The organism is Streptomyces sp. NPDC002490, from assembly GCF_040296045.1.
Taxonomy (GTDB): Bacteria; Actinomycetota; Actinomycetes; order Streptomycetales; family Streptomycetaceae; genus Streptomyces.
In genome coordinates this window covers 64772-89885 of sequence record NZ_JBEOWM010000009.1, presented here as the reverse complement: position 1 = coordinate 89885, position 25114 = coordinate 64772, and the positions used below count along the sequence as shown (strand labels likewise).

Sequence of the window (25114 nt, the reverse complement as noted above, 5' to 3'; positions counted from 1 at the left end):
GGCGCAGGGTGCTCGCTACTTCTTGGCGGCAGCGGCCTTGCCGAAGCGGGCCTCGAAGCGGGCCACGCGGCCACCGGTGTCGAGGATCTTCTGCTTGCCCGTGTAGAACGGGTGGCACTCGGAGCAGACCTCGGCGCGGATGGAGCCGCCGGAGATCGTGCTGCGGGTGGTGAACGACGCGCCACAGGTGCAGCTGACCTGCGTCTCGACGTACTCGGGGTGGATGTCGCGCTTCACGGTGTCTCCTAGGTTCGGGAGGGCACCGGGTCGCCGACGCCTGCTGCGCGGGCGTGAACCGGGGCCGGCGGACCAGTCTGCCAGCACTGGCCGCATCCCCCAAAACCGGCCTGTCGGACCGCATATTCCCGAACCCTGCCGACCACCTGCGGAGCGGTCGGAAAACAACCAAGTGCGACGGTTCGTTCACGGAAAGCGACCGGATGTGACCGCGGTGGTCGGCCCGGGGCGGTCAGGGGCCGGTGAGCACCCGGCCGGCGTCACCCGTCGCCGTGCCCTCGGTGGCCCAGGCGGGCACCGGCCGGTCGGTCTTCAGTGCGGACCAGACGGCGGCGCCCTGCCGCTCCAGCGGCAGCACCCGGTTGGGATCGGCCGGGTCGTAGGCGACCGGCAGGGTGATGGGGGTGACGTCCCCGGCCCCGATGTCCTTCAGGCCGCCGGCGAACCCGGCGAGCTTGGTGACCGAGGCCAGGTCGGAGTCGGTGGTGAGGGCGCTGGTGGCGGCGTCGGCGACCTCGAACAGTTTGGCCGGGTCGGAGAGCAGGCCGATCCCGTCGACCTTCTCGACCAGCGCCTTCAGGAACGCCTGCTGGAGTTGGATGCGACCCAGGTCGCTGCCGTCGCCCACGCCGTGCCGGGTGCGGACCAGCCCGAGGGCCTGTTCGCCGTCGAGGGTGTGGGTGCCGGCGGCGAGCCGCAGGTGGCTCCTGGGGTCGTCGATGGCCCGGGTGAGGGTGACAGGCACCCCTCCGAGGGTGTCCACGAGCCGGGTGAAGCCGGTGAAGTCGACTTCCAGGTAGTGGTCCATGCGCAGACCGGACATCGCCTCGACGGTCTTGACCGCGCAGGACGGGCCGCCCGCCTCGTAGGCGGTGTTGAACATCTGTTCGGCGGCCGCGGGGACGGTGCCGCCGCGGCCGTCCGCGCAGGCCGGGCGGTCGACCAGGGTGTCCCGGGGGATGGAGACGACGGTCGCCGTCCGGTGCCCCCGGTTGACGTGCAGGACCATCGCGGTGTCGGAACGGCCCGGCCCGTCCGGGCGGCCGTAGGCCGCGTTCGCCCCGGACCGCGAGTCGGAGCCGAGGAGCAGGACGTCCATCGAGCCGTCGTCCCGGTCCCGGGGCCGGTCGGTGCCGAGGACGGCGTTGATGTCGATGCCCGTGATGTTGCCGTTCAGCCTCAGGTACAGGTACCCGAGGCCGGAGCCGCCGAGCAGGATCAGACCGGCGGCCGTCCAGGCGGCGATCCGCCACGCGCGGCGCCCGCCACGCCGGCGGGCACCGCGGCCGGGTGCCGGGGGCCCGGGGGCCCGGTCGTCGGCGCTCTCGTCGGGCATCCGTACCTCGACTGTTCGGGGGTCCTGCTCCCAGGGTCGACCCGACGGCCGGCCCCCACCAGTCGACGGACCCCACCCGCACCACCCGATCACGTACAGTCACGTACAGTCACCGTACGTGCGGAAACGGTCAGCTCAAGAGGTCGTACTGCTGGAAGCCGCCACCGATCCGTACGGGCGGGCCGAAGATGCCGCGGGAGGTGCGTCCGGTGCCCGGGTAGAGGAAGAGGTTCCCGGCCCGGGAGCGGGCCACGAAGTCGGGCCGACCGTCGCCCGTGACGTCACCGGGGGCGGCCAGTGCGTTGTAGCCCACCCAGTCCCGGACGTGCCGCGGCCCCTCGAACGGCTCCGCCGCCTTCCCGGTGCCGCGCAGCACGTGGAGCCGACCGTCCCGGGTGCGCGCGAACAGGTCGGTGCGGCCGTCGCCGGTGAAGTCACCGCGTCCGCGCAGCGAGTTGTAGCCCCGGTAGCCCTCGCCGGCGCGCACCGGGTCGGCGAGGGTGCCGTCCCCGTTGCCGGGGTGCACGTGCAGCACGCCCTCCCCGGTGACGGAGAGCAGGTCCGGCATCCGGTCCCCGGTCACGTCGCCGGGGGCGACCAGGAACTTCCGGTCCGCCCAACCGACCGCGATCGGGGTGTCCGTCCAGCGGCCCTCCGGGGCGGTGCGCTGGCGCCAGAAGACGGCGCCGTCCGCCGTGCGGCGCAGCACCCAGTCCTGTCGCCCGTCGCGGTTCAGATCGCTCTGGAGGGCCACGTCGTACCCGGCCCAGGAGCCCGGCAGGTCCCTGGGGGCGGCGAAGCCGGTGCCCGTGGAGGCCAGCACCCGGGCGGTGCCGTCGGTGCGGCCGCGCACGAAGAGGTCGGCCCGGCCGTCGCCCCGACCGCTCGGGGCGACCGCGTCGACGTCGGTGTCGTCGACGCGCGGCCGGATCTGCGGTTGGTCCGCGGCGATCCTGCTGAACGCCTCGTGGGTGCCGGCCACGTTGCACAGTTGCGCACCGCGGCTCATGCCCCAGGAGACCACGCCGACGACCTTGTTGCCGGTGATCAGGGGGCCGCCGGAGTCGCCCGGGCAACGGGTCCGCCCCGGGACGTCGTCCCCCGTGCCGAGCTGGCCGGCGCACACCATGCTGCCGTCGGTGCGGTAGCCCGGCCCGAGGTTGACCCGGCACTCCGGATCGGCCTGCAACGGCAGGGTGACCTTCTGCAGGACGGGCGCGATGGTGGCCGACTCCTGCTGCGCGGTGGTCACTCCCCAGCCGTACGCGATGGCGCCGGCCCCGGGGGTGTGCAGCCCCGCGTCGTCCGGTCCGGCGAGGTCCAGCGTGGTCTGGGCGACCGGGCGGGCGAGCGTCAGCAGGGCGAGGTCGTGCGCGAACTCCCGGCGGTCGTACCCGGGATGGACCCAGGTGCGGACCACCTCCACCCGCTCGGCGTCATTGGCGACGGTGACGCTGCGGTGGGTGCCCACGGCCACCTGGCCGCGCCCCTCCCAGTCGCGCCGCTCGCCGGTGCGGGGGTCGTCCAGGCAGTGCGCCGCGGTGAGCACCTTGTGGGGGGCGACGAGCGTGCCCCCGCACACGAAGTGCTTGCCGTAGTCGGGGTCGGCGTACACCAGTTGCACCATCCAGGAGGCGGTGCTGTTGGTGCCGGCGGTGATGCGGGGCGAGCCGCCGGCGGCCGAGGAGGAGGGCGGGGCGGGCGTCGGGCCGGCGGTGACCGCGCCCGGCGGGGGTTTGACGACCTCGCCGGTCAGTGGCGGAGGTTCGGGCGGTCCCCCCTGGGACGTGACGGCGAGGACCCCGCCGCCGAGCAGGGCGAGCGCCACCGCGGCCGCGGACAGCAGCCGTCCCGCACGGCGCCGGTGCCGAGTCCCGTCCCGTTCCGTCGACACGCCCGCTCCCGCCCGTCCGTTCTCCGCACACAGCCCGCGTCGATCCTATCCAGCCCGTACACATCCACCGAAACGCCGCGGAACCCCGAAGGGCCCCGCACCCCCGTAGCGGGGGGTGCGGGGCCCTTCGGCCGAGGCTCCGGACGACTCAGTCGTTGGAGGACGGCGTGGTCTTCTGGATCTGGAGCAGGAACTCCGCGTTGGACTTCGTCTGCTTCATCTTGTCCAGCAGCAGTTCGATCGCCTGCTGCTGGTCCAGGGCGTGCAGCACCCGGCGCAGCTTCCAGACGACTCCGAGTTCCTCGCCGCTGAGCAGGATCTCCTCCTTGCGGGTGCCGGAGGCGTCCACGTCCACCGCCGGGAAGATCCGCTTGTCGGCGAGCTTGCGGTCGAGCTTGAGCTCCATGTTGCCGGTGCCCTTGAACTCCTCGAAGATCACCTCGTCCATCCGGGAGCCGGTGTCGACCAGCGCGGTGGCCAGGATGGTCAGCGAACCGCCGTCCTCGATGTTGCGCGCCGCGCCGAAGAACCGCTTCGGCGGGTACAGCGCGGTGGAGTCCACACCACCGGACAGGATGCGGCCGGAGGCGGGCGCGGCGAGGTTGTAGGCGCGGCCCAGACGGGTGATCGAGTCGAGCAGCACGACCACGTCGTGGCCGAGTTCGACCAGCCGCTTCGCCCGCTCGATGGCGAGTTCGGCGACGGTCGTGTGGTCCTCGGCGGGGCGGTCGAAGGTCGAGGAGATGACCTCGCCCTTCACCGACCGCTGCATGTCGGTGACCTCTTCCGGACGCTCGTCGACCAGGACGACCATCAGGTGGCACTCGGGGTTGTTGTGCGTGATGGCGTTGGCGACCGCCTGCATGATCATGGTCTTGCCGGTCTTCGGCGGGGCCACGATCAGACCGCGCTGGCCCTTGCCGATCGGCGACACCAGGTCGATGATCCGCGTGGTCAGCACGCCCGGGTCGGTCTCCAGACGGAGCCGGTCCTGCGGGTACAGCGGAGTCAGCTTGGTGAACTCGGGTCGCCCGCGGCCGAGTTCGGGCGCCATGCCGTTGACCGAGTCGAGGCGGACCAGCGCGTTGAACTTCTCGCGGCGCTCGCCGTCCTTCGGCTGGCGCACCGCACCGGTGAGGTGGTCGCCCTTGCGCAGCCCGTTCTTGCGGACCTGGGCCAGCGACACGTACACGTCGTTGGGGCCGGGCAGGTAGCCGGAGGTCCGGATGAACGCGTAGTTGTCCAGGATGTCCAGGATGCCCGCGACGGGGATCAGGACGTCGTCCTCGTTGATCTGCGGCTCGACGCCGCCGACCTCGTCACGGCCGCGACGCCCGCGACGGTCGCGGTACCGGCCGCGACGACCGCGACGGCCGCCCGCCTCGTCGTCGTAGTCGTCCTGCGGACCGTTGTTGCGGTCCCGGTCCTGACGGCCGCCCTGCTGCTGACGCTGCTGGTTGCCGCCCTGCTGGCCCTGGTCGTCGGCCTTGCCGCCCCGGCGGTCGCGCTCCCGGCCCCGACGGTCGCGACGACCGCGGCCCTCGGCGTTGCCCTCGGCATCGGCGGCCTTGTCGGCGGGGGCCTCGGTGCGGACCTCCGCGGTGACCGTCTCGGTGCCGGTCGCCTCGGCGGTGACCCGGCGCCGGCGGCGCTCGGCGACGGGGGCGTCCTCGCTGGCCGGCTGGCCGGGGATCTCGATCTGCTGCTGGGCGACGGCCTTGCGGGCGGCGGGCGCCTCGACGGCCTCCGCGGGAGCGGCTGACTCGGTCGCCGGGCGGGCGGCGGCCTTCTCGGTCCGGGGCTCGGCGGCGTCCTCGCCGGTGCGGGCCTTGGAGGTGGCGCGACGCTTGGGCTTGGTCTCGGCGGGGGCGTCCTCGCTCTTGGCGGGCGCACCGCCACCGGCCTGGGCCTCCTTGATGACCTCGATCAGCTGGCTCTTGCGCATCCGCGCGGTGCCCCTGATGCCGAGGCCCGAGGCGACCTGCTGGAGTTCCGCCAGCACCATGCCCTCAAGGCCGGTGCCGCGGCGGCGCCGGCCGGAGGAAGCACCGGTGGCGGGCGCGGCAGAGGCATCCGTGGCGGGCGCGGCAGCGGTGTCGACCGTGCTGTCGGCGCTCACGCCCATCAGATCGGTGGTGTCGCTCACGAAGGGTCCTTCCCTGGAGCGGACGTCGGCCTGTCTGGCTCGGCGACCGGTTGTGCTGTCCCGACGGGTGGCCCCTGAGGTGGGCCGTGCCGGTGCGGTGGTCCGCCACGACGGCGGAGGAGGTTTCTGGTGTGGCCCTACCCGGAGCCGTGCCGCGGAGTTGCTGTGCCGCGCGGTCGGGTGGAGCCGGTTCCGGAGCGTTTAACGCAGACGGTGCAGTGCGACGCACCGAACGGTTCGGGAGGCTCCCGGAAGAATGGTTGTCCCGAAGGGGGACACGAAGCACCTCGTCATGGTGGGGTCGGGTGCAGACTTGAGATTAACACTACCGGACCCAACAAACATTCCCCCTCTCCAAATCCGGCAAGCCTTGTCAGTGCGCAAGCGGCAGCACGCTCGCTCCCGATCCGTCCAGCGCGAGCCGGTTCGCCGCCCAGCCCTCGCCCGCGAGGCGGGCGACCTTGTCGGCCGTCGCCACGTCCGCCAGCGCGAGGACGGTGGGTCCCGCGCCGGAGATCACGGCGGGCACGCCGTCCGCGCGCAACCGTTCGACCAGGGCGGCGCTCTCCGGCATGGCCGGGGCCCGGTACTCCTGGTGGAGGCGGTCCTCGGTGGCGGGGAGCAGCAGTTCGGGGCGCCGGGTCAGGGCCTCGACGAGGAGCGCCGCCCGGCCGGCGTTGGCGGCGGCGTCCACGTGCGGGACGGTGCGCGGCAGCAGTCCGCGGGCGGTCTCGGTCAGCACCGGCTTCCCGGGGACGAAAACCACCGGAACGATGGAATCGGCGGCGTCCATCCTGATGGCGCGGGCCGCGCCGGCGTCCATCCAGGAGAGGGTGAACCCGCCGAGCAGGCAGGCGGCGACGTTGTCGGGGTGGCCCTCGATCTCGGTGGCGAGTTCCAACAGGGCGTCGTCGTCGAGGCGGGCGTCGCCGCCGATGGTCACCGCCCGGGCGGCCACGATGCCGGCGCAGATCGCGGCGGAGGAGGAGCCGAGCCCGCGACCGTGCGGGATGCGGTTGGCGCAGACCACCTCCAGGCCCCGCGGCTGGCCGCCGAGCAGGTCGAACGCGGTGCGCAGGGAGCGCACGAGGAGGTGGCTCTCGTCGCGGGGCAGGGTCTCGCTGCCCTCACCGGCGATGTCCACGTGCAGCCCGGAGTCGGCCACCCGGACGACCACGTCGTCGTAGAGCCCCAGCGAGAGGCCCAGGGCGTCGAAGCCCGGGCCGAGATTGGCGCTGGTGGCGGGGACGCGCACCCTGACGGCGGCGGCTCGGAAGGCGGGACCGGCCATCGCTCGACGACTCTCCTTGAACTGCGGGGTTCTCACCATGTGCGGGGGACCCGTGGGCCCCACGGGGGCAGCACCGCGGCATATGCGGCGGACGGGTTCGGTACAGCCTATCGAAGGAAGGTTCTCGCGCGACATAGGGCGCACAGGAGGCGCACGAAGCGTGTCGCAAGCCCCCCACGCATCCCGGAAGCGGGGAGAACGCGGCAAACCCCGCACCCCACCCCATCGGGGGCACGGCACGAGGTCCAACGCCCCGCACACCGGGGGGACATGCCCGCGGGCGGAGCCGCGGACGTCCGCCCGGTTCCGTGCGCACGGGCGCGGGACCGGGCGGACGGAGTCCGACGGGTCAGACCAGGCCGAGGCGGCGGGCCGCGGTCTCCGCGTCCACCGGAACCGTCTCGGGCTGCGGGGCGCCGGCGACCGCCCAGTCGGGGTCCTTGAGACCGTTGCCGGTCACCGTGCAGACGATGGTCTGCCCCGGGTCGACCTTGCCCTGCTCGGCGGCCTTCAGCAGGCCGGCCACCGAGGCGGCGGAGGCGGGCTCCACGAACACGCCCTCGCGGGAGGCCAACAGCTTGTAGGCGCGCAGGATCTCACGGTCCGTCACCTCGTCGATGAACCCGCCGGACTCCTGCTGCGCGGCCAGCGCGTACTGCCAGGAGGCGGGGTTCCCGATCCGGATGGCGGTGGCGATGGTCGAGGGGTCCTTGACGACCTCGCCGCGCACGATCGGCGCGGAGCCCGAAGCCTGGAAGCCCCACATGCGGGGGGTGCGGGTGGCGGGGCCGTCCGCGAGGTACTCGCCGTACCCCTTCCAATAGGCGGTGATGTTGCCGGCGTTGCCGACCGGCAGCACATGGACGTCGGGGGCGTCGCCGAGCGCGTCGACGATCTCGAAGGCGGCGGTCTTCTGACCCTCGATGCGCACCGGGTTGACCGAATTCACCAGGGCCACCGGGTAGTTGTCGGAGAGCCCGCGCGCCAGCGTGAGGCAGTCGTCGAAGTTCCCGTCCACCTGGAGGATCTTCGCCCCGTGCACCAGGGCCTGCCCCATCTTGCCCAGGGCGATCTTGCCGCGGGGCACCAGCACCGCGCTGACCATCCCGGCCCGCACCGCGTACGCGGCGGCGGAGGCGGAGGTGTTGCCGGTGGACGCGCAGATGACGGCCTGCGCGCCCTCCTCCTTCGCCCGGGTGATCGCCATGGTCATGCCGCGGTCCTTGAAGGACCCGGTCGGGTTGGCGCCCTCGACCTTGAGGTGCACCGCACACCCGGTGCGCTCGGAGAGCACCTGCGCGGGAACGAGCGGCGTACCGCCCTCACGGAGCGTCACGACGGGCGTTTCCTCGGTGACCGGCAGCCGGTCCCGGTACTCCTCGATGATTCCGCGCCACTGGTGGGTCATTGCTGGTTACTCTCCTTCAACCCGCATGATGCTGGCGACACCCCGCACGGTGTCGAGTCGGCGCAGCGCTTCGACGGTGCCGGTGAGGGCGGCGTCGGGCGCGCGGTGGGTGACGACGACGAGGGAGGCGTCCCCGTCCCCGTCCGGCCGTCCGTGCTGACGGACGGTGTCGATGGACACACCGTGCTCGGCGAAGACCGTCGCGACCTGGGCGAGGACGCCCGGCTTGTCGGCGACGTCGAGGCTGATGTGGTACCGCGTGACCACCTCGCCCATGGGGCTGACCGGCAGGCGCGTGTAGGCGGACTCGCCGGGGCCGGTGGCCCCGCCGAGCTTGTTGCGGCAGACGGCGACGAGGTCGCCGAGGACGGCCGAGGCGGTGGGCGCGCCGCCCGCCCCGGGGCCGTAGAACATGAGCTGGCCGGCGGCGTCGGACTCCACGAAGACCGCGTTGTAGGCGCCGCGCACCGAGGCCAGCGGATGGCTGAGCGGGATCATCGCGGGGTGCACCCGGGCGGTGACGGACCCGCCGTCCGCGGCCCGCTCGCAGATGGCGAGCAGTTTGATGGTGCAGCCCATCTGTTTCGCGGAGGCGAAGTCCGCGGCGGTGACCTCGGTCATCCCCTCGCGGTAGACGTCGTCCAGCCGCACCCGGGTGTGGAAGGCGATGCCCGCGAGGATGGCGGCCTTGGCGGCGGCGTCGAAGCCCTCCACGTCGGCGGTCGGGTCCGCCTCCGCGTAGCCGAGCGCGGTGGCCTCGTCCAGGGACTCCTGGTAGCCGGCGCCGGTGGAGTCCATCTTGTCGAGGATGAAGTTGGTGGTGCCGTTGACGATGCCGAGGACCCGGTTCACCTTGTCCCCGGCGAGCGATTCGCGCAGCGGGCGGATCAGCGGGATCGCCCCGGCGACGGCGGCCTCGTAGTAGAGGTCGCGGCCGTGCTCCTCGGCGGCGGCGTGCAGTGCGGCACCGTCCTGGGCCAGCAGCGCCTTGTTCGCCGACACCACGGAGGCCCCGTGCTCGAAGGCCGTCGTGATCAGGGTGCGGGCGGGCTCGATGCCGCCGATCACCTCGATGGCGACGTCGATGTCACCCCGTTTGACCAGGGCGGTGGCGTCGGTGGTGATCAGCGCCGGGTCGATCCCGGCCCGCACCTTGGAGGGCCGGCGGACGGCGACCCCGGCGAGTTCGACGGGGGCCCCGATGCGCGCCGCGAGGTCGTCGGCGTGCGTCGTCATGATGCGCGCCACCTCTGAGCCGACTACCCCACAGCCCAGCAGCGCCACCTTCAGCGGACGCGTACGCATCATCCGACCTCGCTTCTCGTACTTCTACGGTTGGTCCAGTCTCACTCACCGGACGGGAGTTTCTGCCCATTGTCCGCATCATGAGACATCAATTTCATGACGCACGGGCATCCGGGGCGCAGATCTTTCGGCGCCCCGGGCCCGCGTCGGGCCGGTGGTGACGGACGTCACCCCACCGCCGGCCCCGTCGTGCGGCGGCCCCTCAGCCGACGTCGAGCCGCAGCAGGTCCTCCTCCGTCTCCCGGCGGACGATCACCCGCGCCGCGCCGTCCGCGACGGCGACCACCGGCGGACGGAGCACGTGGTTGTAGTTGCTGGCCATCGACCGGCAGTAGGCACCGGTGGCCGGCACGGCGATCAGGTCACCGGGCGCCAGGTCACCGGGGAGGAACGCGTCCCGCACCACGATGTCACCGCTCTCGCAGTGCTTGCCCACCACCCGCGCCAGCACCGGCTCCGCCTCCGAGGTCCGGGACACCAGCGAGACGCTGTACTCGGCGTCGTACAGGGCGGTGCGGATGTTGTCCGACATCCCGCCGTCCACGGAGACGTAGGTGCGCAGCCCCTCCAACGGCTTGACGGTGCCGACCTCGTACAGCGTGAACGTGGTCGGGCCGACGACCGCCCGGCCGGGCTCCACGGAGATCCGCGGCGTGCGCAGCCCGGCCGCCGCGCACTCGCGCCCGACGATCTCGCGCAGCGCCACCGCGATCTCCTGCGGCTCGCGCGGGTCGTCCTCGGAGGTGTACGCGATGCCCAGACCGCCGCCGAGGTCGATCTCGGGCAGCTCGACGCCGTGCTCGTCGCGCACCTCGGCGAGCAGCCCCACCACGCGGCGGGCCGCGACCTCGAACCCGGCCATGTCGAAGATCTGCGAGCCGATGTGCGAGTGGATGCCGACGAGTTCGAGCCCGTCGAGCTTCAGCGCCCGCCGCACCGCCTCCGCGGCCTGGCCGCCGGCCAGGGCGAGGCCGAACTTCTGGTCCTCGTGGGCGGTCGCGATGAACTCGTGGGTGTGCGCCTCCACGCCGACCGTGACCCGGATCTGCACCCGCTGGCGGACCCCGAGCCGCTCCGCGGCGTGCGCCACCCGCACGATCTCCTGGAAGGAGTCGAGCACGATCCGCCCCACCCCCGCGGTGATCGCCCGCTCGATCTCCGCGGTCGACTTGTTGTTGCCGTGGAAGGCGATGCGTTCGGCCGGCATCCCGGCGGACAGTGCGGTGGCGAGTTCCCCGCCGGAGCAGACGTCGAGGTTCAACCCCTCCTCGTGCAGCCAGCGCACGACCGCCCGGGACAGGAACGCCTTGCCCGCGTAGAACACGTCGGCGTCCGTCCCGAAGGCATCGCGCCAGGCGCGCGCCCGGGCCCGGAAGTCGCCCTCGTCCATCACGTACGCGGGGGTCCCGAACTCCTCGGCGAGCCGGGTGACCGGGAGCCCGCCGACGTTCAGCACCCCTTCCTCGTCCCGCTCGACGGTACGGGCCCACACCTTGCCATCGAGCGCGTTGAGGTCGGCGGGCGGGGCGGTGTAGTGGCCCTCGGGCAGCACGTCGGCGTGGCGGGGCCCGGCGGGGTGGGCGGAACGACTCATGTCTGGTGCGCTTCTCTCAGAGGTGTTCGGGTGCGTCGATGCCGAGCAGGGTCAGGCCACCGGCCAGCACCGTCCCGGCGGCTTCGGCGAGCGCCAGCCGGGCGCGGTGGGCGGCCGAGGGTTTCTCGTCGCCCAGCGGCAGCACCGGGCAGGCGGCGGTGAACCGCAGCACCTCGTCGGCGAGGTCCACCAGGTACCGCGCGAGGCGGTCGGGCGCCCGGTGCTGGGCGGCGGCGGCACGCACCCGGGGGTAGGCGGCCAACTGTCGCACCAGGGCGCCGGCGGCACCGTCCGGCCCGTCGGGGAGATCCCCGGGCAGAGCCGAGAACCCCAGGTCACGGGCGTTGCGGCGCAGGGCGCAGGTCCGGGCGTGGGCGTACTGGACCCGGAACAGCGGATTGGTCTCCCGTCGCGGCAGGTGGTCGGCCGGGTCCTTGGGGGCGTCGTGCGCGGCGGGGTGCAGCAGGGCCCAGCGCAGGGCGTCCACGGCGGGCCGGTCGTCGACCGCCGGCTCCCGCACGCCCCGGGCGGGCACGGGTCGCAGCGGGCGGGCCCCCTCCCCCGCGGACGGCTCGTCGCGGAGCACGGGCCGGGCGCCCTGCCCGGCCAGCAGGCCGACCACGGCCTCGGCGACGGTCCGCGCGCGCAGCTCCGGTGCCACCACGAGCACGAGGTCCTGTCCGGCGAGGGCGTCCCCGTCGCCGTACCGCTCCCCCTCCACCAGCACCCGGGCCACGAGTGCGCGGTCCCCGTGCACGGCCCGGTCGAGGGTGAGGTTCAGGAACCCGGGCCCGGTCACGTCCACCCGGGCGATCCCGTCCTCGGCCAGCAGCCGTCGCCGCAGCACCGCCGCGACCTGCGGGGCCGGGCGGCCCGCGGGGCGGGCCAGTCGGAGGGCGACGCTGGTCGCGTAGTCGCCCAGCCCGCCGGGCCGCGGCGGCTCCACGGCGACCCGGCCGGGCACCGCTTCCGCGGCGACGGTCAGTTCCCCGGCGTCCACGGCGGACCGCACGGCGCGCAGCACGGTCCGGGACAGCTCGACGGGGGTCACGGCACCAGGGTAGGGGAGGCCGCCGCCGCGGTGCGCGGGGGTTTCGGGGTGTGGGACGGGGACGGCAGCGCCCCCAGAACGGGGACGACCGGGGGTGCACCCCCCGGGGCGGGCTTCCGGCCCGTGCCTTCCGCGGCCTTCGACGGGACCACCGCGGCTCCCTCCGCCGCTATTCGTGCTCCCCGCCGACCGGGGCGGACGCCGGCTCCCCGGGAACACCGTCCGCTCCGGGCCCGCCCCCGCGCCCGATCAGGGTGCGCACGGTGCCGACGAGCTCACCGGGCTCGAACGGCTTGGACAGGAACGCGTCCACACCGACGTCCAGCCCGCTCTCCACCTCGTGCTGGGTGCAGGCGCTGACGATCATGAGGGGGAGGTGCTCGGTACGGGGATCGGCACGCAACAGCGCGGCGGCCCGCAGCCCGTCCAGCCGGGGCATCACCACGTCCAGGGTGACGAGGTCGGGGCGCACCTCGTGCACGACCTCCAGGGCTTCGGCACCATCGGCCGCGGTCACGACCTCGAAGCCCTCCAGTTCGAGATTGACCCTGATCAGCTGCCGGATGACCTTGTTGTCGTCCACAACAAGCACCCGGCCCGAGGCGCCTGGCACACGTCGAGGGTAGGTGGGCAAGGACGGCCGCGTCCCGCTTTTCCCCACTTCCACCCCACCGGGGTACCCGGCCGGCTGCCGCCCCCGTCCCGCGCCCTCCACCAGCCCGTACCGCCGGCCCCGGCCGGCGGTACGGGCGCCGGGCCGCTCACCGAAACCCGGTCATGACCACCCCGCCTGAGCTGGTAGTGTTCTACCCGTCGCCAGCCGCTACCACGGCCCGGCGACACCGCCCCCGTAGCTCAGGGGATAGAGCAACGGCCTCCGGAGCCGTGTGCGCAGGTTCGAATCCTGCCGGGGGCACTTCGCGAGAAGTGCCAAAGAAGCCCCTGAACTCGGTGAATTCGAGTCAGGGGCTTCTTCTTTCTGCCGCCGCAGCCGGACCCGACCCCCGGTCGACCGGCCCGCCCCCGCATCGACCGACCGGCCCCCTGAGCGGACGCCCTCCCGCCCGTTCGTCGCATCGCCCCCACCGCCCCGGGACGTGCGTTCCGGTCGATCCGGTCACCCCTGCCGCACGGTCCGTCGGCCCGGTTGAACGAAGGCCCGATGCAAGACCTTCGTCGCGACCCTCTCCGCGCGGCCGGCGGGGTCCTGCTCAGAAGAGCGCCAGGCCCTCGCCACTGGTGTCCGCGACGACCGGTCGGGGCCGTGCGGGGAGACCGTCCAGGCGGTCGGGTCCGGCTGCGGCGGCCACGGCGGGAGCCGTGTCGGCCAGCCAGCCGCGGAACCGCTCGGCGGCCTCGCGGTAGGGGATCCGCGCCAGGACGCGGTGCTCGCCCGCGGGGCAGGAGTCGACCGTGACGGTGAACAGGCAGGAACGGGGCGCGTTCTGACTGCCCGTCCAGGAGACGCGCAGCAGGCCGCAGGGCTCGCGCCCGCGCGGGGCCCGGTGGGTCGGGCGCAGGGACCGGCAGGCGATGAAGGCGGTCCAGGCGGCGAGGTGCGGCAGCGGGAGGACGGTGCGGGCGCGGCAGCCGGTGCAGCGGTGCCAGTGGCGGAGCCAGTCCTCGGCGTCGGTCTGGAAGAGGCGGGTGTAGCGGTTCGCCACCCGGACGTCGTGGGCGTACAAGTGGTCGGGGCGTTCCCGCGTGTTGCAGGACTGGCAGACGGGGGCGCGGACGTAGCCGTGCTCGTGGCAGTGGTCCAGGACCGCGGCGGGGGTGCCGTGGCAGACGGCGCACGTCCACCCGGCCACCTTCCCGGTGATGCCGGGCCTCCGGCTGAGCACCGAGTACAGCTGGCCTTCGAGCTCCTTGCCGTACGGGCGCGGCGGGTCGGCGGAGTCCTCGGGGCTCGTCGACCGCCTGCCGTCGGCGTCTCCGGCCGGCCGGGGAGGGGCGGCGGGCGGGCGGGCCGCGGCCGTTACCGTTCCACGGGTCCCCGCGGCACGCAGCCACCGCGTCTCGGCGTGCTCCGCCCCGTCGAGCAGCCTCACCACCGTGCGCGGCAACCACCACGTCCGCCGGCTTCCGTCCCGGGTGTGCTCCACGAGTACCCGTCGCCAGTCGATGCCGGCCACGTGGTGCGGGCGGGCGGACGGTTCCCGCAGTTGCGCCGCGACCCGCCGACGCCAGCACAGCGACGTCTCCCCGTCGCGCTCCGGCTCCGGCGTCGCGCGGAACGGACCGACGCGGACCAGGTCCCGCCGGTCGGTCCCCACCGCGTTCAGCTCCTCGGCCGCCCGGCGCACCTCGCGCTCCTCGACGCCCCACCGACCGCCGTCCGCTCTCACCGTCGCCACCACCCGGCTCCCGAGCAGGACGTACCCCGCCCCGGCGCGGGCGGGCGAGCGGGTGAGGGCCCCGGCAGCCGTCGGCACTCCGCCGCCGGCCGTCAGAGCGATCCACAGTGCGTCCGCGGCGTCCAGCGCGATCAGGCCGTCCGCGCGGCCGGGCACGACACGCTCCGTCATGCCGACAGGCTAACGGCGCCGACCCGCCCACGGGTGCGGGCCCCGACCGGAACGCCCCCTTGCCGCCTGCGGGTTCGCCTCGCGGAGTCCGGGGAGTCCGGGGAGTCCGGGGAGTCCGGGGAGTCCGGGGAGTCCGGTGTTCAGGTGTTCACCGGCGGTCCGGGCGGTCCGGGCGGTCCGGGCGGTCCGGGCTGGATACCGGTGCGACGACAGCCGCCTGCGCTCGGTGAGCTCCGCTGTGAGGTTCCGTCACCATGCACTCAAGCGCGGGCAGGCCGGCGAGCAGGCTGCGGCCGATCTCGCAGAGCGGCGGATCAACGGAGGAGTGCCGGACCGTCGGCCGTGGAGCGGACTCGGGCGGCGGTGAGGGACGGGGCATCGGGAAGGAGCTCGGCCAGCATCTCCCAGATGTCCCGGGGACGGATCGCAACGAGCCGGAGCGGAACGGACGGGCCCGTGGTGCCCTCGATGACGGGCTCCGCGGGCAGTTCGCGGTGCCAGTAGCCGAAGCCGCCGCAGTCCCAGACGGCGAAGCCACGGGCGGTGAGGCCCGGTTCGGTGCCGTCGTCGCCGGGCCAGGCTGCGGTGATGCGCCAACTGCACCGCAGGTGGACGATCAGTTCGGCGAGCCGCTCCAGTTCCGGACCGGCGGGGACGCCGTTCGCCGACAGGGCCGTGCGGACGGCCGACGGTTGTTCGGCGGTGGCGGTTCCCATGGCCCCGAGAGCCCCGTCCAGGGCGCCGAGTGTGGCGGTGACGGTACGGGGGCCGCTGGTCGGGGGCTCGGTCCGTTGGAGGTTCACCATCCGAGCGAGCTCCCAGACGAGCATGTTGCGGTCGACCCGGACGTACTCCGACTCGCTCTCGCCGGGCCACGCCTCGTGGGAGAAGCTCCCGTCCTCGCCGACCAGCACCCCGTGCGCCAACCCGCCCTCCGGGCCCGCGGTCTCGATGCCGATGACCGCCGACGCGTCGAGGACCGTGGTGATCAGCGGTTGGAGCGCCTCGGCCAGCCTGCCGTCCGGCCAGATCAGACCGGCATCGCGCAAGCCGGCGACGGAATCGGCCAGTTGGTCGGGCACCGCCTCCCCGGCGGCGATCAGGATGAGCGCTCCGAGGTCATCGCCGCTGAGGCGGAACCGGTAGCGGGAGAGGTCGAACGAAGGCATGCGGACAGCTCGTTTCGCTATGGCTGGGCGGGTGGTGCCGAACGGTCAGGCGTTCCACTGGATGAACCAGACCGTCAACCGTTCTCCACGATCAGGTCCCGGCCACGGGCGAAGAGCGCTTTGACGGCTCCGCCCGGGGTGAGGGTGGAACAGTCGACCCCGGAGAACATCACGGCCAGGGCCAGATCGGTCGGCTCGGCGTATCCGTCGATCGTGACGGTGCGGCACTGGTTACGCATCAGAGGCAATCGCCCCTTGCCGGCGTGTTGCCGTACCTCGATCGTCACGCCAGTGCGCTCGCCCGACGGCTTGCGCGCGAAAGCGTAGTAGTTGGTATCGATCGCCCACAGCATGTACGTGTCCGCCCGATAAGTCATGTGGAGTGCACGCCCCCTTTGACTCAACCCCAACCTGTTGCGACTCATGGCAACTTCTTCCTCACCGACCTTGAGCGTCCCGAAATTCAATGTCGGCATGCTCATGACGGAGGTGACATGAGCACCCTTGGCGTCGTAGAGGACGGTTGGAATGTTCTCACCACGAACGACGGAACGAATCGCTTCGGGCCCCAGTTGATACGGGTAACTGACCCAAACGTCTCCCAGTTCCGGGGAACTTCCCCGCCAACCGGGGAAGGCCGCACCCGGGACCTTGTGGTGGTAGTAATCCATCTGGAAGGCAGTGGTAGCGAACTGCATGTCTCTCCCCTGTACCGGGTCGGTTCACGGTGCGGATCAGTCGAACGGATTACTGAAGAGCTTTTTCGCTCCGCTCGCGATTCCTTCCTTGACATCGTCAACCGCCTCGGAAACGCCCTTTCCCACTTCGACTGCCTTCCTTCCCGTCCACTCTGCAGCGTCCCCGATAGCTTCTCGGTGCTCCCACGCCGTCGCACCGAGATAGGCCACGCCCGTACCAATGGCCAAGCCGGCGGTGACCGGATTGGGCGCCACCACCAGGGCCGTCATGGAGGCGTTGAAGGCCGTGCTGGTGAGATCGGTGGCGAACTTATCCGGATTCGCCTTGATCATCTCGGTGTTGTACGTGGCCAGATTGGCGACGCCGTACACCGTGGCCCCCGCACTGAACACACCGCCCGCGCCACGCACCCAACCCGCAGCCTGGGCCGCCTGCCCCAGACCACCGTTCTTGGCAACCGTCACAAGATTCGCCTGGTGGGCCTTCGGGATGAAGTAGGTACCGTTATGAGGTCGTACATGAGCACCGAATTCAGCAGCCAGATCGGAGCCGTACATGAACCTTGCCAAGCCGGGCGGCACCTTACTCAGCAGGCTTCCCGGGCGGGCTGCCGCCAACTGGGCGTTGACCTTGCTGGCGACCAGGGTACCTGGAGCACTCATCGGCTTGTATTCCGTGAAGTACTTGTTGAGCTTGTAGCTCCACATTCCGCTGGTGTACAGCGCCTGGGCCACCATCGACGCCTTGGCGGTACCCGCGAGGAACGAGGTGATCGTCTTGCCGAGTTGCTCGCTGCCGGTGAGTCGGGTGATGCCCTCGCGCTGGAGGCGCTTCAGGTAGTCGTCGAGGGTCTCGTCGTCCTTCATCTCCATGACCGCGGCGAGTCGGGTCCGGATCTGGCGGGCGCGGTCGTCGGAAGCGGCGATGGTGTCGGCGTCTCCGTTGAAGCCGCCGACGGTGGCGTCGTTCTTGTTGCCGCCCTTGTCCTTCACCACGGCTTCCAGGTCTCTTTTGAGGTCCCGGTCGGCGTCGTCCACGAGCTTGACGCAGGCTTGCAGGTGGTCCCGCCAACTCTGCACGGCGGCCTGGATCTGCTGGGCGTGGGCCGGATGGTTGAGGGCGGTGCTGCGCTCCTCGGCGCCGAGTCGATCGTAGTCGTAGGAGACCTGGCCCCGTGCGGACACGTTCATCCCGGCCTTGACGGCATCGTCGCGGGCGGACACGAGTTGCTTCTTCAACTCGGTGAACTCGGAGAAGGCGTTCCGCAGGAGGGACGCGGTGGCCTTGGCCTGGGTCCGGGCCGCCTCGTACTCGTAGAGGGTCGCGGGAAAGTTGGCGCGGGCGGCGCCGGCGCTCACCCCCATCCAGGCCGGGCCCATGGCGACCCTGCTCACGCTCTCCCGGTAGCGCTTCTCGACCTTCGCGAACTCTTCGGCCGTCTCCTGCCACTTGTCGGCGGCGCCGGAGAGACTGGTGAAGTCGGCGGTCATGACGTCGTCGTACGTCAACATGGTGCGGCTTCCTCGGGACTGGGTGAGCGCGTGCCGGTGTCGGGCCTAGTAGGTGTCGAAGCTCGACCTGACGGCGTCGATGCGGACCTTGCGGTCCACGTCCGTCGCCCGGAGGGTCGTGGCGGCCGCCCGCAGGGCGTTCTTCTCGTGGGCGAGCCGCCCCATCAGCGCCTTGACCTGACCGTCCCACGTCTCCTGGACCGTCCTCATCCCCGTGGCGGTGGCCCAGCCCCGCAGACCGCCCATCACCTTCTCGTTGGCCTCGTCGACCCGGTTCGCCGCCTTCGCGGTGTCGGGCTCCAGCTCGGTCTCGATGGTGCCGGCGGCCTCCCGCTTCACTGCGGGTGTGGACACCAGGTCCCCGGCGCCACCACCACCGGGCAACGGTCCTTCCGGGGGGAGGCCGTTGATGCGCGTTGCCGGATCGCCGGACGGGCCGGTCGCTACCGTTCCCCGTGTCATGGACGTGCCCCCGTTGCCGTTCCACAGTGTCGCGTTGCCCCTGAGCTTACGGGCACGCAGACGCCGTTCTCCTCATGTGGGGGGCAGTTGACCGAGATTGACGAGGTGTCATCCCATCCGTTCCGGGGCACGGGCGGCTCGGGCGGGTCCGCCCCCCGAGCCGTACGCGTGGCGGAGGGCTCAGAGTCCGAGGCCGGTCAGTCGGTCCTCGTAGGCGATGGTGACGTCCTCCAGGTCGTCCTTCGGGTCGTCCCACAGGGCGGCGAGTTCGTCCTTGACGTGCTCGGGCAGCGCCTCGTAGCGGTCGGACCAGCTGTCGCCGCCCGGGTTCCAGTAGCCGACGACCTTGAAGCGGTCGGTGGGCAGGGCGAGGGTGCGGCGCAGGTGCTTGCGGACGCCGCGCAGGGCGGCGGTCTCGCCCGCGACCCAGATGTACGTGCCGGTGAGGTCGGTGTCCTCGGGAAGTGCGGCGGTGACGAGGTCGGCGAGGCGGCTGGGGGCGTGGCCGTTGCCGCCGTGGGTCCAGGTGACCTTGGCCCGGGGGTGGGCGGGCAGGGGCTGCTCGGAGTGTTCGTCGGGAACCTCGATGACGGCGCGGGTGGCGACGGTGTCGGGGGTGGTCTCCAGGATGCGGGCCAGGGCGGGCAGTCCGGTGAGGTCGCTGACCAGGATCTGTCGGGCGAGGTCGGCGGGCGGGTCGTAGAGGCCGGTCGGGGAGTTCAGTCCGAGGGGGTCGCCGGGCTCGGCGGTCGCGGCCCAGCCGCCGGCGACGCCGTGCGAGTGGATGACGAAGTCGATGTCGATCTCGGCGACCTCGGGGCGGGCGGCGCGGATGGTGTAGGTGCGCATGGGGGCGGTGGGTTTGCCCTCGGGTGTCTCCCAGCTGTTCTCGGTGGCGACGGGGAGGGAGAGGTCGTGGCGGTCGGCGCCGTGCGGGAAGAACAGGCGCACGTACTCGTCGGCCACCCCGGTCGAGACGAAGGACGGCAGGTCCCCGCCGGTCAGGGTGATGCGGACCATGGTCGGGGTGAGGTGCTGGACGCGGGAGACGGTGGCGCGGTGGATCATCATGTGCGGTGCTCCTTGGTGAGGGCTCGGGGGGCTTCGGCGGCCGGGGAGCGGGTGTACGCGTCCCAGAGGGCGGCGTACTCCCCGGCCCGGGAGAGGAGTTCGGCGTGGGTGCCGGCTTCGGCGACCCGGCCGGAGTTCAGCAGGACGATGTGGTCGGCGTCCCGGGCCTGTTCGAGGCGGTGGGCCACGATCACGCTGGTGCGGCCCCGGGTGGTGCGGCGCAGGGCCTCGGTGAGCAGGGTCCGGGTGGCGGGGCCGGATTCGGCGGTGGGTTCGTCGAGGACCACCAACGGGGGGTCGGCCAGCAGCACCCGGGCGAGTGCCAGGTGTTGCACGGTGCCGTCGTCCAGCGGGGTGCCGTCCGGGCCGCCGACGACGGTGTCCAGGTCGGTGTCCCGGGGCAGTGCGCGATCGGCGCCGGACTCGGCGAGGGCGCGGGCGAGCCGGTCCCGGGGGGCGGTGGGCGCGGCCAGGCTGAGGTTGTCGGCGAGGGTGCCGCCGAAGCAGTGGACCTCCTGGGTGACCAGGTGGGTGCGGGCCTCGTGGGCGGCGGTGCCGTCGAGGGTGATGCGTCCCCGGTCGGGTCGGCCGATGCCGGCGATGAGCCGGGCCAGGGTGCTCTTGCCGGAGCCGCTGGCGCCGACCAGGGCGACGGTGGTGCCGGCGGGGACGGTGAGGTGGACGTCGTGCAGGGCGGGCCGGGTGGCGCCGGGGTAGGTGTGGGTCACTCCGGACACCTCGACGGCCGGGGCGGCCGGGCGTTCGGGGCGGGCGCCGGGCCGGGCCGCGGGCTCGGCGAGGTCGGTGACGCCGATCAGCCGGGTGAGGCCGACGGTGGCGCGTTGGATGTCGTCGAGGCTGGTGAGCAGCGAACCGATGGGGCCGAACAGCCGGTGGAAGTAGAGGGCCGCGGCAGTGGCGGTGCCCAGGGTGACGGTCCCGGCGCCGAGCAGGAGGTAGCCCGTGACGAGGACGGCGGACAGGCCGAGGTACTCGGCGACGTGCAGCCCTCCGTAGAAGCGGTTGGCGAGCCGCACCCCGTCGCGTTGGCGGTCCACGGCGCGCAGGCTGCGGGTGGCGAGTTCGGCGAGGTGGAGCTCCTGGGCGCGGTAGGCACCGATGGTTTCGGCGCCGCGCACCGCTTCGATGACGGTCTGTCCGCGTTCGGCCTCCAGTCGGCGCACGTCCCCGTAGACGAGGTGGGAGCGGGCCAGGAAGCGGCGGGTGGCGTACCAGTGGACGGGGACGCAGACCAGGCCGGCGAGGGCGAGGCGCGGGTCGAGGACGGCGAGGCCGGCGAGGGTGAGGGCGATGGTGAGGGCCGCGCCGGTGAGTTCGGGCAGGACGTCGGTGGCGGCTTCGGAGATCGCTTCGACGTCGCCGGTGACCCGGGAGACCAGGTCGGCGCTGCCGCCCGCTTCGAGGGTCTCGGCGGGCAGGTGGACGGCGGCCTCGAACACGTCCTCGCGGAGCCCGGCGAGGGTGTCCTGCACCAGGGCGACGAGCATCCGGCCGCCGAGGAGGGTCAGTGCGGCGCCGACCAGGCAGGCCAGGGCGAGCAGGGCGCCCAGGAGGACGATCCGGGCGCGGGCGGCCTCGTCGACCACCGCGTCGACGACCAGCCCGAGCAGCGGGGGTGCGGTGAGGGTGGCGGCGGTGCCGGCGAGCAGGACGAGCGCCGTGGCGGCGAGGCGACCGCGGTGGCGGACGAGTCGGCGGACGGTCTCCCGGCGGGCGCGGCGCGGGCTCGCCAGGGGCAGCATCCCGGTCGGGGCGGGGTCGGGGGTCGTCACCGGGGGGTTCCGTTCGGTGCGTCGGGGGCCGTGGGGGTGTCGGGTTCCGTGGGGGTGTCGGGGGCGGCGAGGTCGATCACCCGGTCGCAGTGGGCGAGCAGGATGCGGCTGGTGGTGATGAGGACGGTGGTGCCGGGCAGGGTGCGCAGCCCTTCGGCGATGCGGCGTTCGGTCACCGGGTCGACGGCGGTGGTGGGTTCGTCGAGGACGCGGACGGGGGTGTCGGCGTGCAGGGCGCGGGCCAGCAGCAGGCGTTGGCGTTGGCCGCCGGAGAGTCGGTTGCCGGCCTCGCCGATGGGGGCGTCGGCGCCGCCGAGGTGTTCCAGGACGTCGTCGAGGGCGGCGGCGCGCAGCAGGGCGGGGTCGGCCGGGGTGCCGGGCGGGGTGAGGTTGGTGTGCAGGGTGCCGGTGAAGAGGGTGCCGTGGTGCGGGGGTGCGGTGATGCGGGCGCGGACTCCGTGCGGACCGAGGTCGGCGGCGTCCCGTCCGTCGATGAGGAGTTCGCCGCGCGGGGGCGGAACGCGGTGGGCGAGGCGGTCGCTGAGGTCGCGGGCGTGGGCGGGGTGGCGGGGGACGACGCCGAGCAGGGTGCCGGCGGGGATCTCGACGGGGGCGGGGTGGCCCGGCGGCTGCCAGGTGACGTCGACCTCGCCGCCGACGGTGGTGGCGGCTTCGGGGGTGGCGGTGGTCAGGGGCGGGGTGTTGAGGAGGTCGGCGAGACGGCGGGCGGAGGCCCGCTTGTGGGTCCAGTTGGCGGCGAAGGTGCCGACGTGGGCGAGGGAGCCCTGGAGGAACTGGGCGAGGCCGAGGACGGTGACGAGTTGGCCGACGGTGAGGTGGCCGTCGAGGGCGAGGAGTCCGGCGGCGGTGGCGAGGGCGGCGAGGAACGCCCCGGACAGGGCGATGCTCAGCGCGGTGTAGGCGAGGACGGAGCGGGCGGCGGCGACGGCGCCGCGCCGGGAGTCGTCGCTGGCGGTGCGGTAGCGGGCGGCGGCTTCGGTGCGGGCGTGCATGCCGATGAGCACCCGCAGCCCGGTGATCATGTCGGTGGCCACCTCGCCGGCCCGGGTGGCGGAGCCCTGCTCGGCGAGTCCGCGGGCCTCCAGCGGCATCGACAGCCGTCGCATCAGGAACAGCACGAGCACGGTGGCGACGATCACGCCGATGCCGAGCGGGACGGAGATCAGCAGCAGGGCGACGGAGGCGGTGAGGATGGCGGTGGTCGTGGCGGCTTGTTCGACGACGCTCCAGGAGACGCCGGCGACCCGGTAGGTGTCGGAGGTGAGGTGGACCAGCGCTTCGCCGGGGCCGGGGCGGCGGCGCAGTCCGCGCGGGTCGAGGAGGCGGGTCATGGCGGCCTGGCGCAGTTCGTGTTCGGCGTGGCCGTAGACGGTGACCATGGCCGCGGAGGCGCGCTGGTAGGACAGGGACAGGACGAGGAAGACCCCGCCGAGGACGGCGAGCCAGCGCAGCAGCGCGGCCGGGTCGCCCGGGGCGAGGGCCCGGTCGATGACGACGCCGATGACGACGGGGACCAGGGCCTCGCAGAGCTGGTGGGCCATGAAGGCGAGGGTGGTGAGGGCGAGTCGGCTGCCGCGCCCGCCGTGCAGCAGGGTGGTGCGGAACAGGTCGCCGGGGGTGAGGGCGGTGTCGGGGGCCGGGGCGTCGGAGGTCATGCGCCGTCCCGGCGGCGGGCCAGCGGGACGACCATGGGGGTGCCGGTCTCCGGGTCGGGGACGACCCGGCAGGGCAGGTCGAACACCTCGCGCACCAGGTCGGCGGTCATGACCTGCTCGGGCGGGCCCTCGGCGACGACGCGGCCCTCGCGCAGGGCGATCAGGTGGGTGGCGTAGCGGGCGGCGTGGTTGAGGTCGTGCAGGACCGCGACGAGGGTGCGGCCGGCGAGGTGCAGGTCGGTGAAGAGTTCCAGCAGGTCGATCTGGTGGGCGAGGTCGAGGAAGGTGGTGGGTTCGTCCAGCAGCAGGACGGGGGTCTGTTGGGCGAGGACCATGGCCACCCACACCCGTTGGCGTTGGCCGCCGGAGAGTTCGTCGACCGGGCGGCCGGAGAGTTCGGTGACCGAGGTGGCGGCCATGGCTTCGGCGACGGCCTTCTCGTCGTCGGGGGTCCACTGGCGGGTCAGCTTCTGGTGCGGGTAGCGGCCCCGGGCGACGAGTTCGGCGACGGTGATGCCGTCCGGGGCGAGGGAGGTCTGGGGCAGCAGGCCGAGTCGGCGGGCGACCTCCTTGGAGCGGTACTCGGCGATGGGGCGGCCGTCGAGGACGACCTGTCCGGCGGTGGGGGCCAGCAGTCGGGACAGCGCCCGCAACAGGGTGGACTTGCCGCAGGCGTTGGGGCCGATGATGACGGTGAACGAGCCGTCGGGGACGGCGACGTCGAGGTGTTCGGCGACGGGGTGGCGGGCGTAGCCGAGGGTCACGTCCCGCGCCGCCAGGCGGGCGGTGGTCGGGGCGGGCGGTGCGGGGTGGACGGTCGGGGGCACGGTGGTTCCTCGGGACGGCGGGGCGGGGGCGGTCATCGGCGGGCGGCGTACTGGCGGGCGAGGAGCCAGGCGAGGTAGAGCCCGCCGACGGAGACGGTGACGACGCCGACGGGCAGGTCGATGCGCTGGGCGACGAAGTCGGCGGCGACCAGGAGCAGGGCGCCGGTGAGGGCGGTGGGCAGGATGCGCAGTGCGGTGGCGCCGCGGGTGAGGCGTTGGGCGATCTGGGGGGCGGCGAGGGCGACGAAGGCGATGGGTCCGACGGCGGCGGTGACCAGGGCGGTGAGCGCGACGCCGGTGACGGTCGCGGCGAGCCGGGTGCGGTGGGCGCGCACGCCGAGGGCGAGGGCGGTGTCGTCGCCCATCTCCAGTTGGGCCAGCGGGCGGACCACGCCGACCGTGGCCAGCAGCAGGGCCGCGAACACCAGGACGGCGGGCTGGAGCTGCTCGAAGCCGAGGCCGCTGAGCGAGCCGGCGCCCCAGGTCGCGGCGAGCATGGCCTGTTGGGCGTTGACGGACAGCAGCAGCATGGAGGTGAGCGAGCCGAGGCCGGCGCCCACGGCGATGCCGACGATGATCAGTCGGAAGGGCTGGAGCCCGTTGCGGTAGGCGAGCAGGTAGACGAGGAGGGCGGTGGCGGCGCCGCCGAGGAGCGCTCCGGCGGCGACGGTGAGGTAGTCGGTGGTGCCGATGAGCACCAGGACGACGGTGGCGCCGGCGTAGGAGCCGGCGGAGAAGCCGATGACGTCCGGGGAGCCGAGCGGGTTGCGGGTGAGGGACTGGAAGAGGGCGCCGCTGACGGCGAGCGCGGCCCCGCACACCACGGCGAACAGCAGTCGGGGCAGTCGCCAGGTGACGACGACCAGCCGGTTGCGGGGGTCGGAGTCGGGGTCGACGAGGGCGGTGAGGACCTGGCCGAGGGTGAGCGAGCGGGAGCCGGTGGCCAGGGTGAGTGAGCCGAGGGCGAGCACCGCGAGGGCCAGGACGCCGCAGACCAGGACGGTGCGCCGGTCGACGAGCAGGGCCAGGCCCCAGCGGCGCCAGGTCCGGGTGGTGCGGCCGAAGTGGACGGGGGCGGCGGGCAGCGGGGCGCGGGCCGGGGGCATGGCGGCTTCC

Annotated in this window: 20 protein-coding genes and 1 tRNA gene; 1 reads left to right on the top strand and 20 read right to left on the bottom strand. The window is 73.2% G+C overall.

Annotated features, from left to right (window positions below; genetic code table 11):
- Window positions 1-15: 15 nt before the first annotated feature.
- The 10 genes from rpmE to ABT092_RS08215 all read right to left on the bottom strand — a co-directional run bounded on the left by rpmE (window position 16) and on the right by ABT092_RS08215 (window position 12929).
- Window positions 16-237 carry a 50S ribosomal protein L31 gene (gene rpmE / locus ABT092_RS08260; RefSeq protein ID WP_351241128.1) on the bottom strand — a complete coding sequence of 74 codons (222 nt, stop codon included), beginning with the start codon at window positions 235-237 and terminating at the stop codon, window positions 16-18.
- Window positions 238-469: 232 nt separating this feature from the next.
- Window positions 470-1573, bottom strand: coding sequence for an LCP family protein (locus ABT092_RS08255; protein WP_351241126.1), 1104 nt, complete (start codon window positions 1571-1573; stop codon window positions 470-472).
- A gap of 130 nt (window positions 1574-1703) precedes the next feature.
- Window positions 1704-3467 (bottom strand): trypsin-like serine protease, encoded by a 1764-nt coding sequence (locus ABT092_RS08250; RefSeq protein WP_351241124.1) that lies wholly within the window; start codon window positions 3465-3467, stop codon window positions 1704-1706.
- 148 nt (window positions 3468-3615) lie between these two features.
- Window positions 3616-5613 carry a transcription termination factor Rho gene (gene rho / locus ABT092_RS08245; RefSeq protein ID WP_351241122.1) on the bottom strand — a complete coding sequence of 666 codons (1998 nt, stop codon included), beginning with the start codon at window positions 5611-5613 and terminating at the stop codon, window positions 3616-3618.
- A 373-nt stretch (window positions 5614-5986) separates the two neighbouring features.
- The gene (thrB, locus tag ABT092_RS08240) at window positions 5987-6904 is read right to left on the bottom strand and encodes a homoserine kinase (RefSeq protein WP_351241120.1); all 918 of its coding nucleotides are present in this window, start codon (window positions 6902-6904) and stop codon (window positions 5987-5989) included.
- Window positions 6905-7253: 349 nt separating this feature from the next.
- Window positions 7254-8312, bottom strand: a complete 1059-nt coding sequence (gene thrC, locus ABT092_RS08235; protein WP_351241118.1) for a threonine synthase — start codon at window positions 8310-8312, stop codon at window positions 7254-7256.
- 6 nt (window positions 8313-8318) lie between these two features.
- Complete coding sequence (locus ABT092_RS08230; protein ID WP_351241293.1) at window positions 8319-9617, bottom strand: homoserine dehydrogenase; 1299 nt, start codon at window positions 9615-9617, stop codon at window positions 8319-8321.
- A gap of 202 nt (window positions 9618-9819) precedes the next feature.
- The gene (lysA, locus tag ABT092_RS08225; protein WP_351241116.1) at window positions 9820-11211 is read right to left on the bottom strand and encodes a diaminopimelate decarboxylase; all 1392 of its coding nucleotides are present in this window, start codon (window positions 11209-11211) and stop codon (window positions 9820-9822) included.
- A gap of 16 nt (window positions 11212-11227) precedes the next feature.
- Window positions 11228-12262 (bottom strand): ArgS-related anticodon-binding protein NrtL, encoded by a 1035-nt coding sequence (nrtL, locus tag ABT092_RS08220; RefSeq protein ID WP_351241114.1) that lies wholly within the window; start codon window positions 12260-12262, stop codon window positions 11228-11230.
- A 169-nt stretch (window positions 12263-12431) separates the two neighbouring features.
- Window positions 12432-12929 (bottom strand): response regulator, encoded by a 498-nt coding sequence (locus tag ABT092_RS08215; RefSeq protein ID WP_351241112.1) that lies wholly within the window; start codon window positions 12927-12929, stop codon window positions 12432-12434.
- A gap of 177 nt (window positions 12930-13106) precedes the next feature.
- Between ABT092_RS08215 and ABT092_RS08210 the strand changes: the two genes are divergently transcribed.
- Window positions 13107-13178, top strand: a tRNA-Arg gene (locus ABT092_RS08210).
- A gap of 295 nt (window positions 13179-13473) precedes the next feature.
- Here the strand turns inward: ABT092_RS08210 and ABT092_RS08205 are convergent.
- From ABT092_RS08205 to ABT092_RS08160, 10 genes are all read right to left on the bottom strand, one after another.
- Window positions 13474-14790, bottom strand: a complete 1317-nt coding sequence (locus tag ABT092_RS08205) for an endonuclease domain-containing protein (protein WP_351241110.1) — start codon at window positions 14788-14790, stop codon at window positions 13474-13476.
- A 314-nt stretch (window positions 14791-15104) separates the two neighbouring features.
- Window positions 15105-15959, bottom strand: a complete 855-nt coding sequence (locus ABT092_RS08200; RefSeq protein ID WP_351241108.1) for a histidine kinase — start codon at window positions 15957-15959, stop codon at window positions 15105-15107.
- A gap of 74 nt (window positions 15960-16033) precedes the next feature.
- Complete coding sequence (locus ABT092_RS08195; protein WP_351241106.1) at window positions 16034-16657, bottom strand: hypothetical protein; 624 nt, start codon at window positions 16655-16657, stop codon at window positions 16034-16036.
- A 36-nt stretch (window positions 16658-16693) separates the two neighbouring features.
- Window positions 16694-18169, bottom strand: a complete 1476-nt coding sequence (locus ABT092_RS08190; RefSeq protein ID WP_351241104.1) for a hypothetical protein — start codon at window positions 18167-18169, stop codon at window positions 16694-16696.
- 45 nt (window positions 18170-18214) lie between these two features.
- A complete protein-coding gene (locus ABT092_RS08185) occupies window positions 18215-18523 on the bottom strand; it encodes a hypothetical protein (RefSeq protein WP_351241102.1) in 309 nt (102 codons plus the stop codon).
- A 288-nt stretch (window positions 18524-18811) separates the two neighbouring features.
- Entirely contained in the window at window positions 18812-19702 is an 891-nt protein-coding gene (locus ABT092_RS08180) for a siderophore-interacting protein (protein WP_351241100.1), read from the bottom strand.
- Window positions 19699-21495, bottom strand: a complete 1797-nt coding sequence (locus ABT092_RS08175) for an ABC transporter ATP-binding protein (protein ID WP_351241098.1) — start codon at window positions 21493-21495, stop codon at window positions 19699-19701. Before ABT092_RS08175 ends, ABT092_RS08180 begins: the two co-directional genes overlap by 4 nt.
- Window positions 21492-23171 carry an ABC transporter transmembrane domain-containing protein gene (locus tag ABT092_RS08170; protein WP_351241096.1) on the bottom strand — a complete coding sequence of 560 codons (1680 nt, stop codon included), beginning with the start codon at window positions 23169-23171 and terminating at the stop codon, window positions 21492-21494. Before ABT092_RS08170 ends, ABT092_RS08175 begins: the two co-directional genes overlap by 4 nt.
- On the bottom strand, window positions 23168-24034 hold the full coding sequence (locus ABT092_RS08165) for an ABC transporter ATP-binding protein (protein ID WP_451362446.1): 867 nt from the start codon (window positions 24032-24034) through the stop codon (window positions 23168-23170). Before ABT092_RS08165 ends, ABT092_RS08170 begins: the two co-directional genes overlap by 4 nt.
- The gene (locus ABT092_RS08160) at window positions 24031-25104 is read right to left on the bottom strand and encodes a FecCD family ABC transporter permease (protein WP_351241290.1); all 1074 of its coding nucleotides are present in this window, start codon (window positions 25102-25104) and stop codon (window positions 24031-24033) included. Before ABT092_RS08160 ends, ABT092_RS08165 begins: the two co-directional genes overlap by 4 nt.
- Between the last annotated feature and the right edge of the window lie 10 nt (window positions 25105-25114).